Below are 14,943 nucleotides of genomic sequence, written 5' to 3' on the forward strand. Positions count from 1 at the left end.
CACTGATGCGCTTTGGCAAGCCAGTGATGCACAGGTCGATGGGCCGCCAAGCCCATGGGTAAGCCGGGTGAATTTTCACACGGAGAGTCGCGTTTACCTGCTGCTTCTCATGTCGAGGCAGAAGCGATTCCGTTTCAGCCTCGCGCGCCAGGCGGGCGCTTGAACTGCTCGCAGAGCGCTTCGCTCGCCCGGACCAGCATCGCCGCATCGACGCCCACTGCGGTGAAGGTAGTGCCGAGCTCGATGCAGCGTGCGGCGAAGGCGTTGTCGGGCGTCAGGATGCCGGCAGGCTTGCCGCAGGCCTTGATGCGGCCGATCGCCTTCTCGATCAGCGCCTTTACCTCCGGGTGGCCGGGCTGGCCGACATGGCCGAGGCTCGCCGCCAGATCGGCCGGGCCGATGAAGACGCCGTCGACGCCATCGACCGAGGCGATCGCCTCCAATTGGTCGAGCGCCTCGTCGGTCTCGATCTGCACGAGCAGGCAGAGCTCCTCATGGGCGCGTCGGCCGTAATCCGCGACGCGGCCGAAGCGGGTCGCCCGCGTCACGCCCGAGACGCCCCTGATGCCGTCGGGCGGATAGCGCATCGCCGAGACCGCGGCCCGCGCCTCCTCGGCATTCTGGACATAGGGGATCAGCAGGGTCTGCGCGCCGAAATCGAGCAAGCGCTTGATCAGCACGACGTCGTTGCTGGCTGGCCGCACCACCGCCGAGACCGGATAGGGCGCGACCGCCTGGAGCTGCGCCAGCACGGTCAGCGGATCGCCGGGTGAATGCTCGGTATCGAGCAGGAGCCAGTCGAAGCCGGAGCCCGCGACCGCTTCGGCCGCATAGCTGCCGGGCAGGCTGCACCACAGGCCGATCTGCGAGCGGCCCTCATTCAGAGCGCGCTTGAAGAGATTGGGCGGGAGTTCCATGGCGAACCTCAACTGAACGAGACGCCGATGGCGCCGAGCGGACCGTAATCGGCTTGGATGACGTCGCCGGCTGCGATGTCGACCGGCCGGGTGAAGGAGCCGGCGAGCACGATCTCGCCTTTCCTCAACCCCGTTCCGACAGCGTGCAATTTGTTGACGAGCCAGGCAATGCCGGCGGCGGGGTGGCCCATGATCGCGGCCGAGACGCCGGATTCCTCGATGATGCCGTTCTTCGACAGCGTCGCGCCGATCCAGCGGATATCGACATCCATCGGGCGGATCGGCCGTCCACCGACCACGATCGCCCCGAAGGCCGCATTGTCGGCGATGGTGTCGGTGATCGCGCGTGGAACCTCGGTGCGGTAATCGATGATTTCGAGCGCCGGCAGCACCATCTCCGTGGCGCGCATGACGTCGTAGATGCGCGCACCCGGGCCTTCCAGGTCCTGCCCCATGACGAAAGCGAGTTCGACTTCCAGGCGCGGCTTGATGAAGTCGCCGGCCTTGATCCGGGCGCCGTCATTGTAGAGCGCGTCGTCGAGGATGCAGCCATAATCGGGCTCCGTCATCTTCGACGCCATCTGCATGGCGCGCGAGGTCAGGCCGATCTTGTGCCCGACCATGCGGGCGCCATTGGCGATTCGCGCCTGCGCCCAGAGACCCTGGATGCGGTAGGCGTCCTCGATCTCGATGCCGGGATAGGTCTTGCTGAGTTGGGGAATCGCCTGGCGCGTGCGCTCAGCCTGGAGCAATGCGTCGGCGCCCTGTTGGCGCTCGCCTTCGGTCAGCATGATGGTCTCCTGTGCGGCCAGGGCATTGTCCGGTCCGATTGGATCGTTCAATCGCTCCAGCTCTTTGCTTTTACGGGTCGTCGTCACGCGAATCGGTGGCCACTTCGCTCGAAAACGCTCTGGCCGGGCCGGCTTGCGGAATGTGGGGGTGGGTTCGCTACTTGATCGGCGGGCGCGGCAGCACGGTTTCGCCGGGCTCCATCACATAGGTGTAATCCAGCGCGTACCAGGGCGTGGCGATGCCGGCATCGGATGGGTGCGGCTCGTCATGGCGGACATAATCGCCGAGCAGGGCCTTGGTGACGCCGAACTGGACGTCGGTGTCGATATGCGGATCCTTGGGGTCGTAGACCTGCGAGATCAGCACCTTGAAGCCCGACTTGACGATCAGCGCATGCAGATGCGCCGGGCGATAGGGATGTCGGTCCTGCGCCGCCAGCAGCCGGCCGACGACGCCGTTGGTCGGGATCGGATAACCGACCATCTTCACGGTGCTGAACCAGAAGCGGCCATCCGCATCGGTGGTGAACTTGCCGCGTAGGTTCATCTCGGCCTGTTCGGGATCCTGATTCTCGTAAAGCCCGACCGGCGAGGCGTGCCAGACATCGACCTCGGCGCCAGCGATGGGCGCACCGGCCTGATCGACGACGCGGGCCGTCACCAGCAGCGGATCGCCTGGCGTATCCGAGCGAATGATCGTGCCGCCATTCCTGACATGCGGCGCGTTCAATCGCCAGAACGGACCGAGCAGCGATTGCGAGGTTTCGGTGTTGCCGCCATCGCCATTGTTGAGCAGGCAGACCAGGGAGGAGACACCGAGCGAGCCGGCCATCAGCACCATCTCGTTATGGCTGTCGCTGGTGAGCTTGCCGATCTCGTTCAGGAGCGCGGTGGCTTCGCGAAACTCGACTTCGGTCAGGCGCACGTCGCGGATGAAGGCATGGAGATGGGTCACGAGCGAGGTCAGGATTTCGCGCTGCCGCGGGTTTTGCGTGCGCGCCATCACCGCCAGTGCGTCGCGCGTCACATCGTGGTGATTCTCGATGATCATGGCGTCCTCCTTGCCGCTCTCCATCAATTAAAATCGATTATCTGTCAACTCGGACGAGCCTGAGTGGGAGTCGGGAAACTGGCGTTTGCTAGGCGCGCCTCACCGACGTTCCGGATAATACCTTCATTCCAAAGGATAATTTCTGCGTTCCTACTGAGCGTCGACGAAGCGAGTTAGCCTTCGTGCCTATTCAGGTCCCTGTAGTTGACATGGATAATCGATTATAATAACTATCAACGATGGTTGAACCGGCGTGGCTGAGAGGGGGTGGCAGCATGAGTTTTGTCGCCGATGAGCCGGCCGATGCATTGGCGTCGAGCGCTGGATTTGCCAGAGCTGGGAGCTCTGCTTCCGAGGAACCCGCATCCATGTCCGGCTCACCGACCCATGGCTCGCGCGACAGCAAGAATACCAAGGCATCGCGTCTGGTCGACCGGCTGCGCGAGGCGATTCTGTCGGGTGAGCTGAGCCCTGGAACCAAGATCAATCTCGACGCGGTCAGGCGCGAGCTTGATGTCTCGCTGAGCCCGCTGCGCGAGGCGCTGGCCCGCCTGATCGCAGTCGGCCTCGTCGAACTGCACGACAACAAGGGCTATTCGGTCGCGCCGGTTTCGCTGAGCAATCTGGCGGAAATCACTCGGTTGCGGGTCGAATTCGAGAGTCTCGCGCTCTCCTCGGCCATCGCCCATGGCGATCTGAGCTGGGAGAGCGACGTCATGCGCGCGCTCCACCGTCTCAACCGCACCGAGCGGGTCGCCGGCGACCCGGCGACGTTGGAAGCCTGGGAGCACGCCCATCGCGACTTCCATATGACGCTGATCGCGGGTTGCGGCATGCCGCTGCTGCTGAATTTCTGCGCCATGCTGCACAATCTGAATGATCGTTATCGCCGGGTTTTCCTGGTGGCGCAGGGTGGCGATCGCAATGTCGCCGCCGAGCACAGCGAGATCGCGCAGGGCGCGGTGGCGCGCGACGGGGCTTTCGCCTGCGAGAAGCTGCGCGAGCATATCCTGCGCACCGGCACCAACCTGCGCGCCCGCCTGTCCGACCAGCTTCAGCCCTGAGCCGAGAGGGGCGCGATCCGATGCAGCTGTCATCCGCCTCGCCGCCACCGCTCGGGATCGCGCATTTCACCACGATCGACGTCGCGCCACTCGATTTCGTCGCGCTTGCCGCTGAGATCGGCTACGCCACCGTGGGTTTGCGGCTCCACCCGGCTTTCCCGGGCGCCCCGTTCTACGAGATCCGGCCGGGCAGCGCGCTGATGGCCTCGATGCGGGCTTTGCTCGCGGATACGGACCTGCGCGTCCATGATATCGAATTCGTCGTCATCGACGGCAGCTTCTCGCCGTCCGGCCTGGCGCGGGTCCTCGAAAGCGCGGCCGAACTCGGAGCGAAGCGGCTGAGCGTCTGCGGTGACGATCCCGAGCATGGCCGGCTTGTCGCCAACTTCGCCGAGCTCTGCGATCTGGCGGCCGGCTTCGGCCTGGGCGTCGATCTCGAAAACATGCCCTGGCGGCAGGTGGCGACCATACAGGATGCTGCGCGGGTCGTGCTGGAGGCCGAACGCGCCAATGGCGGCGTTCTCGTCGATGCGCTGCATCTCGCGCGCGGCGGCGGAAGCCCGGCCGAACTGCGGGAGATGCCGCCACATCTCATCAGGAGCGCCCAGCTTTGCGATGCGGGCGCCGGGCGGCCCCTATCGGTCGAGGCGATCATCCAGGAGGCGCGCGGCGGGCGATTATTGCCGGGGCAAGGCGTCCTGCCATTGCAGAATCTGCTGGCCGAGCTCCCGGCCGATGTGACGCTCTCGGTCGAGGTGCCCAATCACGGCGCCCAGGCGCTGGAGCATGCACAGGCGGTCTTCGACGCCGCGATGAAGGTGATCGCGGCCTGCGACCTGGCTGGATCGGCTTGGTGATGGCGCAGGCGCCAGATCACTTTCCGTCAGCGGCAGACCATCCGCAGCACGGTTTCGATGGCGCTTCGGCGGCGGCGCTCGCGCGCCTCGGGGGCCGCCATGTCATGGCCGAAGACCTGGCGGATGCTGGCCTGGTTCGAGACGTTGTAGAAGCTCAGGGCGCTGATCGTCAGGTGGATGTCGATCGGGTCGAGTCCCTCCCGGAACGCGCCGTCTGCCAGCCCGCGCTCATAGACCTCGCGGATCATGTCGATCGCCGAGAGATTCAGCACGCTGATCTTGGTGGAGGTGGCGAGATGGCGGGCATGGTGGATGTTCTCGACCATGACGAGGCGGACGAAATCCGGATTGTCGGCGTGGTAATCGAAGGTGAAACCCGTCAGCGTGGCGATCGCCTCGCGCGGCGGCAGCGCTGCAAGATCCAGGCTGCGCTCGAAGGCGCGGATGCGGGCATAGGCCTCCTCCAGCACGGCCCGGTAGAGCCCCTCCTTGTCGCCGAAATAATAGTAGATCATCCGCTTGCTGTTGGAGGTCTTGGCCGCGATCTCGTCGACGCGGGCGCCGCTGAGGCCGTTCTCCACGAATTCGGCGCGCGCCACCGCGAGAATGTCGCGGCGCACGCCTTCGGGATCCTGCGTCCAGCTCGCCGATTTGCGGCGCTTCGCCAGCAAAGGCGGGGCGGTCACCATTCGATTCATCTCACTGCGTTCCAAATCGGTCGCGACCCTAGCGTGCTGCGCGCGGCTGTAAATGGACCAGGCAGTTAATTTCGCTTGACCAATTGAACTATCCAGTACAATTGGAATCCACGGAGCTATCGCAGGCAGGACGCGCGCAATGCGCTCCGAGCGTGAGAACCCCGCCAAGGCGCCCGATCAGAGGTGCCGGAATAGACGATATAATGCTCGGACCGACCCGTTCAGAAGGTCGGCCGCTCCAGGGAAAACGCCGTGAACTACACGCTCGACTTCTTGCCCGTCATCGACGGGCTGCCCAGCTTGCTGGCAGCCTGTCTCGGCACGCTCGGATTGGCCCTGGGCGGCATGATCCTGGCGATCATCATCGGGGTCGGCGGCGTGATGCTGCGCGATTCCGGCATCAGACAGGTGCGCTGGTTCGTCATCGCCTTCGTCGAGCTGATCCGCAACACGCCTTTCCTGGTCCAGATCTATTTCATCTATTTCGCCCTGCCGCTCGCCGGCATCCGGCTCGATCCGACGCCAACGGCGATCATCGCGCTCGGCATCAATGGCGGTGCCTATGCGATCGAGATCATCCGCGGCGGCGTGCAATCGATCGGCAAGGGCCAGATCGAGGCCGGTCTCGCGCTCGGCCTGCACAAGGCCCAGGTCTTCCGCCTGATCGTGCTGAAGCCGGCGCTGCGCGCGATCTACCCCTCGCTCACCAGCCAGTTCATCCTGCTGACCCTGACCACGAGCGTGGCCTCGGCGATCGCGGCCTATGAACTGACCTCGGTCGCCCAGAGGATCGAATCCGACAGCTTCCGCAGCTTCGAGGTCTATGGCGCGGTGACGCTGTTCTACCTCGTCATGTCCTGGCTCTTGATGCGGGTCTTCGGGCTGATCCAGTCGCGCTATCTCAGCTATCCGGTCAAGTGAGGGAGGGCGTCATGGGTCTCAACGAATTCCTCTTCCTCCTCGCCGGCCTGAAATGGACGCTGGCCCTGTCGGCCATCGGCTTCGTCGGCGGAGGCGTTGTCGGCCTCGTCGTCGCGCTGGCACGGACCTCGGGCATCGCCCCGCTGGAGCGCGCCGCAGCGAGCTATATCGGCCTGTTCCAGGGCACGCCGCTCCTGATGCAGCTTTTCGTGGTCTATTACGGGTTGGCGCTTGTCGGATTGAAGCTCGACGCCTGGGTCGCGGTCGCGATCGGCTTCACGCTGCATGCCAGCGCCTATCTCGGCGAGATCTGGCGCGGTTCGATCGAGGCGGTGCCGCGCGGCCAGACCGAGGCCGCCAAGGCTTTGAGCCTGAACTACGTCTCGCGGATGAAGGACGTCATCCTGCCGCAGGCGATCCGCATCTCGCTGCCGGCGACGATCGGCTTCCTGGTGCAATTGATCAAAGGCACCTCGCTGGCGGCCATCGTCGGCTTCACCGAATTGGCGCGTGCCGGCAGCATCGTCTCGAACCAGATCTTCCAGCCCCTGCTCGTCTTCGGCGTCGTTGGGGCTCTCTACTTCGCCATGTGCTGGCCGCTGTCGCTCTACGGCGCCTGGCTCGAACGCCGCCTCGCCACGGCCACGCGCTGAGGGGGGCGGCAGGACGCTCTATGAACGCCCGACTCAAGATGATTGCCCCACAAGAAGCCAATCCAGGGAGAGAGACCATGATTGATGTGACCCGCACGACGCTGAACCGCCGTCACCTGCTGCTCGGCGCTTCGGTCGCCATCGCCGCGCCTGCCCTGCTGACCCGGCCCGCGCTGGCGATCACGCCGGCCGAGATCAAGAGCAAGGGCAAGCTCGTCATCGGCATCCAGGGCGACAACCCGCCCTTCGGCTTCGTCAACACCAGCGGCAAGCAGGAAGGGTTTGACGCCGATGTCGGCGAGCTCTTCGCTAGGGAGCTCGGCGTCGCCGTCGAATTCGTGCCGCTTGCCGTGGCCAACCGCATTCCCGCGCTGACCTCCGGTCGCGTCGACATCCTGTTTGCGACCATGGCGATGCTGCCGGAGCGCGCCAAGGCGGTGCAGTTCTCCAAACCCTATGTCGCGAACTACATCACTTTGGTCGCGCCGAAGGCGACCGTGGTGAAGGCCAATGCCGATATGGGCAAGCTCGTCATCGGCGTGCCGCGCGCCAGTGTCCAGGACGCGCAGATCACCAAGAATGCTCCGGAAGGCACGACGATCCGCCGCTTCGACGACGATGCCGCGACCATCCAGTCGCTGCTTTCGGGCCAGGTCCAGGCCGTCGGCGGTAACATGTTCTATGTCCAGCGCCTCAATGCGCAGAAGCCCGACGGCTTCGAGGACAAGCTCGAATTCACCCGGCTCTACAACGGCGCTTGCACGCGGCTCGGCGAGAAGGAGATCAATGCGGCGACGAACGCCTTCATCGACAAGATCGTGGGCAATGGCGAGCTCGCGAAGATCTACGCGAAATGGATGAAGGTGCCGCTGCCGAACTTCCCCGCCAGCCTCGAAGGCGTCTCCTTCGTCGTCAGCTGACGCCCCCGCCAACGACCCGGAGCCCTCAGCCATGACCAGCCATGCCACGACCACGCCCGCCGCCACGGACACGCCCATGATCGTGATGGAGAGCGTCGAGAAGTGGTATGGCGGGTTCAAGGCCCTGACCGGGATCAATCTCTCGGTCCGCGCTGGCGAGAAGATCGTCCTGTGCGGGCCGTCGGGGTCGGGTAAATCGACCCTGATCCGCTGCATCAACCATCTTGAAGCCTATGAGAAGGGCGCCATCCGTGTCGATGGCATCGCGCTCCGTGACGATTCCAGCACGATCGACGCCGTCCGGCGCGAGGTCGGCATGGTCTTCCAGAACTTCAACCTATTTCCGCATCTGACCGTGCTGCAGAACTGCACGCTCGCCCCGATGCGCACGCTGCGCCAGAGCCGGAAGGACGCCGATGCCAATGCGCGCCGCCTGCTCGACCGGGTCAAGATCCTCGAACAGGCCGACAAATACCCGGCCCAGCTCTCCGGCGGTCAGCAGCAGCGCGTTGCGATTGCGCGCGCGCTCTGCATGGGTCCCAAGGTGATGCTCTTCGACGAGCCGACCTCGGCGCTCGATCCCGAAATGGTCAAGGAGGTGCTCGACACCATGGTCGCGCTCGCCGAGGAGGGCATGACCATGATCTGCGTCACTCATGAGATGGGTTTCGCCCGCCAGGTCGCTGACCGCGTCATCTTCATGGCTTCAGGCGAGATCGTTGAAGAGGCCCCGCCCGAGATCTTCTTCAGCAACCCCAGCCACGCCCGCACCAAGCAGTTTCTCGGCGAGATCCTACGCGGGCATTAGAGCCGCGCGGTGCAACCGGAGTCGATGATGAGCCGCCTCGTCTATGTCCTGAACGGACCCAATCTCAACCTGCTCGGTAAACGCCAGCCGCACATCTATGGCCATGTCACATTGGCTGATGTCGAAGCCGAATGCCGCGAGCTTGCGGGCGAATTGAAGCTCGACCTCCGTTTCCACCAGAGCAACCGCGAATACGAGATCATCGACTGGATCCACGCGGCGCGGGATGAGGCCGGCGGCATCGTCATCAACCCGGCGGCCTTCACCCACACCTCGGTTGCGATCCTCGATGCGCTCAACACCTTCGAGCCGCCTGTCGTCGAGGTGCACATCTCCAACGTGCATAAGCGCGAGGCCTTCCGGCATCATTCCTATGTTTCGTTGCGGGCCGACGGCGTCATCGCCGGCTTCGGTACGCAGGGCTATTCGCTCGCCTTGCAGCGGGTCGCGCGATTGATCGACGAGAAGGCGGCCTGATCGGCAAGCGCTATGCCGAACATGTCGCGACGGGCGCTGGAGCCGGATGATTTCAGATAGGGTCACAAAGTGACCCTATCTGAAATCTGAATCCGTCTCTTATCAAAGAGTTAGAGCAGGATTGATGCGAAAACCGGAGTCCACTTTTTCGCATCCTGCTCTAGGGTCGTGATCGACTGAAGCATCCGGCTTTCGCGGCCGGACAACTCAACCTCTTCGAGGAGATGCATCATGGATGACACGGGATCGCGGCCGCTGCGCATCGGTGTCCTGGGCGCGGCGAACATCGCGCGCGCCTTCACCAGCGGGGTTGCGCCTTCCAGAACCGTAACGGTCGCGGCTGTCGCGAGCCGCGATGCCGGCAAGGCGCAGCGCTTCGCACAGGAATGCGGGATCCCGCGGTCGCACGGCTCCTATGAGGCCCTGCTCGCGGATCCGGAGATCGATGCGATCTACAATCCGCTGCCGAACTCGCTCCATGCGGAATGGTCGATCCGGGCCATGGAGGCGGGCAAGCATGTGCTCTGCGAAAAGCCGCTGGCGATGACGGCAGTCGAGGCGCGCGCCATGTTCGAAGCTGCGAGGCGGCTCGGGCGCCATCTCGTCGAGGCCTATCCCTATCGCGCCCAGCCGCAGACCCTGAAGTTGCGCGAATTGCTGGCGGAAGGCGCGATCGGCAAGGTCCAGTTGATCCGTTCCAGCTTCGGCGTCGCCTTTTCCGACCCGAGCAATATCCGCCTGAAGCCGGAGGTCGGCGGTGGCGCGCTGCTCGATGCCGGCAGCTATGCCGTCAGCCTCGCGCTGCTGGCCGCGGGCGAGCGACCCGAACGCGTCAGCGCCATGGCTCGCTGGAGCGAGACCGGCGTCGATCTCAGCGTTGTGGCCTCATTGGAATTCCCGAGCGGCGCGCTGGCGCAGATCTCCTGCAGCTTCGCCACGGCCTATCACCGCCATGCCCTGATCGCCGGCGACGCCGGGACGATCGAGACCAGCTATCTCAACCATCCCCCGGCTGGTGGCCCGCCGATCCTGACGCTGCGGCGTGGAGCCACCATCGCCGCTCTCCCCGAGATCGTCGAGGTCGCGCCCGGCAACGGCTTCCTGGCCGAAGCGGAATCCTTCCAGCGCCTCGTGACCCAAGGGTCCGCCTATTGGACCGGCGCGACACCCGCCGAATCCATCGACATCGCCCTGACCCTCGACGCGATCGGGCAGAGCGCGCGCTCGGGCGCGGCCGTGACGATCACGGGATGAGGAGGCGGCCTCGGCCAGGCAAGACCATGAAAGCCAGTTCACCATGATACGCGGCACGACGAAGCTCATCGCCCATCTCGGCTACCCGACCGAGTCCTTCAAGGCGCCGATGATCTACAATCCCTATTTCGAGCAGCACGGCATTGATGCCGTCGTCGTGCCGATGGGCTGCAAGGCGCAGGATTATGCCGTCTTTCTCAAATCGCTGTTCAGGCTCTCCAACATTCATGGCGCGCTCGTCACCATGCCGCACAAGGTTACGACGATCGCGCTTCTGGACGAGGTCATGACCACGGCGAAGGTCGCGGGCGCCTGCAACGCGATCCGCCTTGGTCCCGATGGATCGCTTATCGGCGACATGTTCGATGGCGAAGGCTTCGTGCGCGGCGTCCTGCGCAAGGGCCGCGCGCTCTTGGGCGCGCGCGCGCTCGTGGTCGGCGCGGGCGGCGTCGGCTCCGCCATCGCGGCCTCGCTGGCCAAGGCCGGCGTCGCCGAGCTTGCCCTGTTCGACGCCTACACCCCCATGGCGGAGGGGCTCAGTGAGCGCCTGCGAGCCCATTATCCCAAGCTCAAGGTCTCGCTCGGCTCCAACGACCCCGCCGGCTACGACATCGTCGTCAATGCAACGCCGCTCGGCATGAAGGAGGGCGATCCGTTGCCGGTCGACGTCGAGCGCATCGCGCCCTCGACCTTTGTCGGCGAGGTCGTGATGAAGCAGGAGATCACGCCCTTCCTGGCGGCGGCCCGCGCCCGTGGCTGCGCCTTCCAGATCGGCACCGACATGCTGTTCGAGCAAATCCCGGCCTATCTGGAGTTCTTCGGATTTCCGACGGCCACCGCAGATGAACTCCGGGCGGTTTCACGGATCAACTATTGAGCAGGCTATGCGGCGGCGGTGGATAGAGCGCTGGAGGCCTCAACTCATCGCGCTGAAAACCGACCAGCCCGTCGCTTCGGCCACGCGCTCCAGCGCCAGCGTGCCCAGTTTGGAGTTGCCATTGGCGTTCAGCCCGGGCGACCAGACCGCGATCGAGGCCTTGCCGGGCGCGATTGCCAGAATTCCGCCGCCGACACCCGATTTCCCTGGCAATCCGACGCGGAAGGCGAAGTCGCCCGAGGCGTCGTAATGGCCGCAGGTCAGCATCAGCGCGTTGATGCGGCGCGCCCGCTGGGCCGAGACGACCCGCGCGCCGCCGGGCTGGTACAGCCCGCCATGCATCAGATAGCGCCCGGCCATGGCGAGCTGCCGGCACGTCATCGCGATGGCGCATTGATGGAAATAGACGCCGAGCGTCAGCTCCGGCGCGTGCTCGATGTTGCCGAAGGCCTTCATATAGTTGGCGAGCGCGACATTGCGGAATCCGGTCGCCTGTTCGGCGCGCGCCACCGCCTCATCGATGGTGATCATGTCGTCATCAGCGAGATAGCGCACGAAGCGCAGCAACTCGCCGATCGCCACGCGCGGCTCATGGCCGGCGAGGTTGATGTCGGCGACGACCAGCGCACCTGCATTGATGAAGGGGTTGCGCGGAATGCCTTGTTCGCGCTCGAGCTGGACGATCGAGTTGAAAGGCGTGCCGGACGGCTCGCGGCCGACGCGACGCCAGAGCGTATCGCCGACCTTGCCGAGCGCCTGCGTCAGCGCGAACACCTTCGAGACGCTCTGGATCGAGAAGGCCTCCTCGGCGTCGCCCGCGGCATGGACCGCGCCATCCGCTGTGACGATGCAGAGCCCGAAGCGGCTGGGGTCGATCGTCGCCAGAGGGGGGATATAGGTCGCGACCGCACCGCGATCCTCGGCTGCCGCCATGTCCCGGGCGATATCGCGGACCAGTCGGGTTATGTCCGTCACACTTTCCACCCCCGCCGACCCTGCGGCCCGTCCCGGCGCAACAAGCCCGAGCCGTCCGGGTGGGTCAAGCGTGAGCAGTGACGACGGTCGGACTCAGACCGCCTGGCTGGACAGCTTGATCAATCGTTCCAGAGCCGCGTCGAGGAAGCCGCTGGTGCGGGCGTCGATGATCTCGCCATCCTCGCCAAAGGCTTTGTCGGCGCCGCCGACGGCAACCATCTCGGGGATCAGCAGCGCGCCGAAGCCGAGCTCGAGCACGGTGCGCAACTGCGTCAGACCGCGATAGGCGCCCAGAGCGCCGGGCGAGGCGCCGCCGAGCGCTACGACCTTGCCGGCCAGCCCGGTCGCGGGCGCTCCGGGCTTGGCGACGCTCGCCCAGTCCAGCGCGTTCTTCAGCGCCGGCGCATAGCCCGCATTGTACTCGGGGCTGGCGATGAACAGGCCGGCATGAGCATCGATCTGCGCACGCAGATCATGGGCCGGCTGCGGCGCGTGGCCGAAACCCGTCGCATCGACCAGCGGCAAGGGATAATCGGCGAGCGAGATCAGCGTGACCTGCGCCCCCGCCGCCGTGAGCTTCTTTGCCGCCAGGGCCGCGAGCTTCGCATTGAGCGAGCCGGGGCGCGACGAGCCGGAAAAAACGAGAATCTTGGGTGCGGACATGACGGCCTCGGTCGGATCAGGACGGTCGGGAGCGACTGGCACGGAGGCTATGCCGTTGCACCCGCAACGCCAAGTCCACCAAACGCGATGTCACGATTGCGCAGATGCAATGAACGCACGCTTGTGTCCGAGCGATCAGATCGTCGCGGAGGGCCGCCTCCCGAGCCCTATGTCGCCTGGCGATAGACCCAGACGCGTGCGGGCGGGATATTGCGCAAGACCCAATCCGAGGCGAAGGCCTTCAGCCCGGAGCCCTTGCGGGGCACGGGTGAGATCACCGAATAGGTGAACTGGATCAGCGGCGCGCCCTCGACCAGCAAGGTGAAGGCGTCCTTGGCGAGCGCGCTGCGCATCGCCGGCGGACGATTGAACAGGGGCAGGCTGGAGACGACGGCGATCGCCTTTTCCTGGAGATGGCCTGCCAGCGTCGTCGAAAGCGCATAGGCGTCGCCCTCCACCACGGTCGCACGGGGAAAGCGCCGGCGCAGCAGCGCGCAGAATTCCGGGCTGTATTCGACCAGGATGAGCCGTTCCTCGCTGATGCCGCGTTCGATCAGCGCCTCGGTCACCGGCCCGGTGCCGGGGCCGATCTCGATCACCGGCCCGGGAATGGCGGGGTCGACGAAGGACGCCATGCGCCGCGCCAGGAACGGGCTGGACGGCGTCACGGAGCCGGTGCGGCCGGGATCGTCGATCCACGACTTGATGAAACGGGCTTCGTCGCTCAGCTTCGACTTGGCCTCGCCGGCAACCCTGGAAACATGGGTCTTGAATTTCTCGGCCTTCTGGCGGACCTCGCCTTCGACCTTGTAGCGGACGGCGGCGACCCTCAAGCGCGCCTCGGCCATGCTGTCGACGAGGTCGGCAGCGGTCACGCGCACCTCATCCTCGATGCGCACGGCCATGCTCGACTGGCCTAGCCTTGCAGCTAGAGAGCCGGTGCGCGGGCGACGATGGTGGAGAGTTTGAGACATTTGACCCCGAGTGCTGACGCAACATGCGGCAACCATGACGAAATAATGACGTTACCTGCCCGACATATAGGGTTCAAGAGCCTTGAGGGCACGAGGACCTGCTGCGTGTTGAGGCAGGAGGTGCCCTCAGATCAGCGGTCTCGGCTCGAGCTCCCGTTCGTAAAGCGAGGCCATGCGGGCGGTCAGGCGCGGATTGAGCAAGGTCAATCGCCCGCCCGAGATCGAAAAAAGGCCGGCCCGGCGCAGCTTCGCCCATGTCTTGCTGGTGTGGACGAGCGATAAGCCGAGCGCGTCGGCGAGCTGCTGCTGCGAGAGCGGAAACCGGAAGCTGTTCTCGCTGACCAGGCCAAGCGCGTTGGCGCGGCGATGGAGCGAGATCAGCAGCGCCGCGATGCGCTCGGCGGCATTGCGCTGGCCGACAGAGGTCAGGTTCTCGTCGATCAGGCTCTCCTCGCGCGAGCCGAGCCAGGCGATCTCGTAGGACAGGCTCGGCATCCGCACGAACAGATCCCAGACCCGCTTGCGTGGAAAAGCGCAGAGCTCGACCTCGGTCAGAGCCTCGATACCGTGCTGAGCGGCGCTCAGCAGCGAGGCCTGCAAGCCGACGAGGTCTCCCGGCAGCAGGAAGTTCAGGATCTGGCGCCGGCCGTCGGGCAGGGATTTGTAGCGGAACGCCCAGCCCGAGAAGAGCGTATAGAGCGCCGCGTCCTCCTGTCCGGGTTGGATGATGTCGGCGCCGGCCGGCAGCAGGCGATGCTCCATCTTCATCGACTGAATGAAGCGGACCTCGTCGTCGGTCTTGTCCTTGAAAGCCGGCTTGAGCCGGAGCGGGCAGGCCAGGCAGGGCACGCCGATGCGGCTCTGATTCGCGCTTGTCGCCATCGTCTCGATTGATCCGCTCTCGCAACGGCCGCCGGCATGCGCGTCTGGCCGGACAGGACAACCCGGCATCCAATCACTTGTTCCCGTCTTGCACGTGTTCTCGCACGCGTTCTCGTCTCGTGCGGCGCAGCAGGCATGGAGCGGCAGGGGAACTTGCGCTG

The 14,943-nt window shown here is 65.2% G+C and carries 17 protein-coding genes; 9 read left to right on the forward strand and 8 right to left on the reverse strand.

From position 1 onward, the window contains the following. Window positions 1-134 precede the first annotated feature (134 nt). The 3 genes from hpaI to BMZ97_RS19020 form a co-directional block, all read right to left on the reverse strand. Complete coding sequence (hpaI, locus tag BMZ97_RS19010; RefSeq protein WP_092173033.1) at window positions 135-917, reverse strand: 4-hydroxy-2-oxoheptanedioate aldolase; 783 nt, start codon at window positions 915-917, stop codon at window positions 135-137. 8 nt (window positions 918-925) lie between these two features. Further along, a complete protein-coding gene (gene hpaH / locus BMZ97_RS19015; RefSeq protein WP_092173349.1) occupies window positions 926-1,708 on the reverse strand; it encodes a 2-oxo-hept-4-ene-1,7-dioate hydratase in 783 nt (260 codons plus the stop codon). A 157-nt stretch (window positions 1,709-1,865) separates the two neighbouring features. After that, the gene (locus BMZ97_RS19020; protein WP_092173352.1) at window positions 1,866-2,759 is read right to left on the reverse strand and encodes a dioxygenase family protein; all 894 of its coding nucleotides are present in this window, start codon (window positions 2,757-2,759) and stop codon (window positions 1,866-1,868) included. 368 nt (window positions 2,760-3,127) lie between these two features. Between BMZ97_RS19020 and BMZ97_RS19025 the strand changes: the two genes are divergently transcribed. Next, window positions 3,128-3,823 carry a GntR family transcriptional regulator gene (locus BMZ97_RS19025; protein ID WP_092173036.1) on the forward strand — a complete coding sequence of 232 codons (696 nt, stop codon included), beginning with the start codon at window positions 3,128-3,130 and terminating at the stop codon, window positions 3,821-3,823. A 20-nt stretch (window positions 3,824-3,843) separates the two neighbouring features. Further along, entirely contained in the window at window positions 3,844-4,680 is an 837-nt protein-coding gene (locus BMZ97_RS19030; protein ID WP_092173039.1) for a sugar phosphate isomerase/epimerase family protein, read from the forward strand. Window positions 4,681-4,706: 26 nt separating this feature from the next. Here the strand turns inward: BMZ97_RS19030 and BMZ97_RS19035 are convergent, their stop codons facing one another. Continuing rightward, window positions 4,707-5,378 carry a TetR/AcrR family transcriptional regulator gene (locus BMZ97_RS19035; RefSeq protein WP_175525620.1) on the reverse strand — a complete coding sequence of 224 codons (672 nt, stop codon included), beginning with the start codon at window positions 5,376-5,378 and terminating at the stop codon, window positions 4,707-4,709. Between the two features lie 252 nt (window positions 5,379-5,630). Here BMZ97_RS19035 and BMZ97_RS19040 point away from each other — a divergent pair, with 252 nt between their 5' ends. From BMZ97_RS19040 to BMZ97_RS19070, 7 genes are all read left to right on the forward strand, one after another. Next, window positions 5,631-6,299: an amino acid ABC transporter permease gene (locus tag BMZ97_RS19040; protein ID WP_092173045.1), complete on the forward strand. Its 669-nt coding sequence runs from the start codon at window positions 5,631-5,633 to the stop codon at window positions 6,297-6,299. A gap of 11 nt (window positions 6,300-6,310) precedes the next feature. Continuing rightward, entirely contained in the window at window positions 6,311-6,952 is a 642-nt protein-coding gene (locus BMZ97_RS19045) for an amino acid ABC transporter permease (RefSeq protein WP_092173048.1), read from the forward strand. A gap of 86 nt (window positions 6,953-7,038) precedes the next feature. Next, window positions 7,039-7,872, forward strand: a complete 834-nt coding sequence (locus BMZ97_RS19050; protein WP_092173355.1) for a transporter substrate-binding domain-containing protein — start codon at window positions 7,039-7,041, stop codon at window positions 7,870-7,872. Between the two features lie 76 nt (window positions 7,873-7,948). Then, window positions 7,949-8,680, forward strand: a complete 732-nt coding sequence (locus BMZ97_RS19055; protein WP_139221261.1) for an amino acid ABC transporter ATP-binding protein — start codon at window positions 7,949-7,951, stop codon at window positions 8,678-8,680. Window positions 8,681-8,707: 27 nt separating this feature from the next. Beyond that, complete coding sequence (gene aroQ / locus BMZ97_RS19060; protein ID WP_092173361.1) at window positions 8,708-9,157, forward strand: type II 3-dehydroquinate dehydratase; 450 nt, start codon at window positions 8,708-8,710, stop codon at window positions 9,155-9,157. Window positions 9,158-9,388: 231 nt separating this feature from the next. Then, window positions 9,389-10,411 carry a Gfo/Idh/MocA family protein gene (locus BMZ97_RS19065; protein ID WP_092173051.1) on the forward strand — a complete coding sequence of 341 codons (1,023 nt, stop codon included), beginning with the start codon at window positions 9,389-9,391 and terminating at the stop codon, window positions 10,409-10,411. A gap of 43 nt (window positions 10,412-10,454) precedes the next feature. Further along, complete coding sequence (locus BMZ97_RS19070) at window positions 10,455-11,288, forward strand: shikimate dehydrogenase family protein (RefSeq protein ID WP_092173054.1); 834 nt, start codon at window positions 10,455-10,457, stop codon at window positions 11,286-11,288. Between the two features lie 39 nt (window positions 11,289-11,327). Here BMZ97_RS19070 and BMZ97_RS19075 read toward each other — a convergent pair whose 3' ends face one another. The 4 genes from BMZ97_RS19075 to BMZ97_RS19090 form a co-directional block, all read right to left on the reverse strand. Then, a complete protein-coding gene (locus BMZ97_RS19075) occupies window positions 11,328-12,263 on the reverse strand; it encodes a glutaminase (protein ID WP_092173057.1) in 936 nt (311 codons plus the stop codon). A 93-nt stretch (window positions 12,264-12,356) separates the two neighbouring features. Next, window positions 12,357-12,926, reverse strand: a complete 570-nt coding sequence (locus BMZ97_RS19080; protein ID WP_092173060.1) for an NADPH-dependent FMN reductase — start codon at window positions 12,924-12,926, stop codon at window positions 12,357-12,359. 167 nt (window positions 12,927-13,093) lie between these two features. Next, a complete protein-coding gene (locus BMZ97_RS19085; protein ID WP_244546492.1) occupies window positions 13,094-13,831 on the reverse strand; it encodes a class I SAM-dependent methyltransferase in 738 nt (245 codons plus the stop codon). 195 nt (window positions 13,832-14,026) lie between these two features. Next, window positions 14,027-14,782, reverse strand: coding sequence for a Crp/Fnr family transcriptional regulator (locus BMZ97_RS19090; protein ID WP_092173063.1), 756 nt, complete (start codon window positions 14,780-14,782; stop codon window positions 14,027-14,029). Between the last annotated feature and the right edge of the window lie 161 nt (window positions 14,783-14,943).

This window comes from Allobosea sp. OK403 (genome assembly GCF_900113835.1).
In the GTDB taxonomy this organism is placed as follows: domain Bacteria; phylum Pseudomonadota; class Alphaproteobacteria; order Rhizobiales; family Beijerinckiaceae; genus Allobosea.

What these genes read in the sequence shown, in the direction of transcription:
- hpaI (WP_092173033.1), bottom strand. Translation starts at nt 917, where the DNA reads ATGGAACTCCCGCCCAATCTCTTCAAGCGCGCTCTGAATGAGGGCCGC.
- hpaH (WP_092173349.1), bottom strand. Translation starts at nt 1,708, where the DNA reads ATGCTGACCGAAGGCGAGCGCCAACAGGGCGCCGACGCATTGCTCCAG.
- BMZ97_RS19020 (WP_092173352.1), bottom strand. Translation starts at nt 2,759, where the DNA reads ATGATCATCGAGAATCACCACGATGTGACGCGCGACGCACTGGCGGTG.
- BMZ97_RS19025 (WP_092173036.1), top strand. Translation starts at nt 3,128, where the DNA reads ATGTCCGGCTCACCGACCCATGGCTCGCGCGACAGCAAGAATACCAAG.
- BMZ97_RS19030 (WP_092173039.1), top strand. Translation starts at nt 3,844, where the DNA reads ATGCAGCTGTCATCCGCCTCGCCGCCACCGCTCGGGATCGCGCATTTC.
- BMZ97_RS19035 (WP_175525620.1), bottom strand. Translation starts at nt 5,378, where the DNA reads ATGAATCGAATGGTGACCGCCCCGCCTTTGCTGGCGAAGCGCCGCAAA.
- BMZ97_RS19045 (WP_092173048.1), top strand. Translation starts at nt 6,311, where the DNA reads ATGGGTCTCAACGAATTCCTCTTCCTCCTCGCCGGCCTGAAATGGACG.
- BMZ97_RS19055 (WP_139221261.1), top strand. Translation starts at nt 7,949, where the DNA reads ATGATCGTGATGGAGAGCGTCGAGAAGTGGTATGGCGGGTTCAAGGCC.
- aroQ (WP_092173361.1), top strand. Translation starts at nt 8,708, where the DNA reads ATGAGCCGCCTCGTCTATGTCCTGAACGGACCCAATCTCAACCTGCTC.
- BMZ97_RS19065 (WP_092173051.1), top strand. Translation starts at nt 9,389, where the DNA reads ATGGATGACACGGGATCGCGGCCGCTGCGCATCGGTGTCCTGGGCGCG.
- BMZ97_RS19070 (WP_092173054.1), top strand. Translation starts at nt 10,455, where the DNA reads ATGATACGCGGCACGACGAAGCTCATCGCCCATCTCGGCTACCCGACC.
- BMZ97_RS19080 (WP_092173060.1), bottom strand. Translation starts at nt 12,926, where the DNA reads ATGTCCGCACCCAAGATTCTCGTTTTTTCCGGCTCGTCGCGCCCCGGC.
- BMZ97_RS19085 (WP_244546492.1), bottom strand. Translation starts at nt 13,831, where the DNA reads ATGGCCGTGCGCATCGAGGATGAGGTGCGCGTGACCGCTGCCGACCTC.
- BMZ97_RS19090 (WP_092173063.1), bottom strand. Translation starts at nt 14,782, where the DNA reads ATGGCGACAAGCGCGAATCAGAGCCGCATCGGCGTGCCCTGCCTGGCC.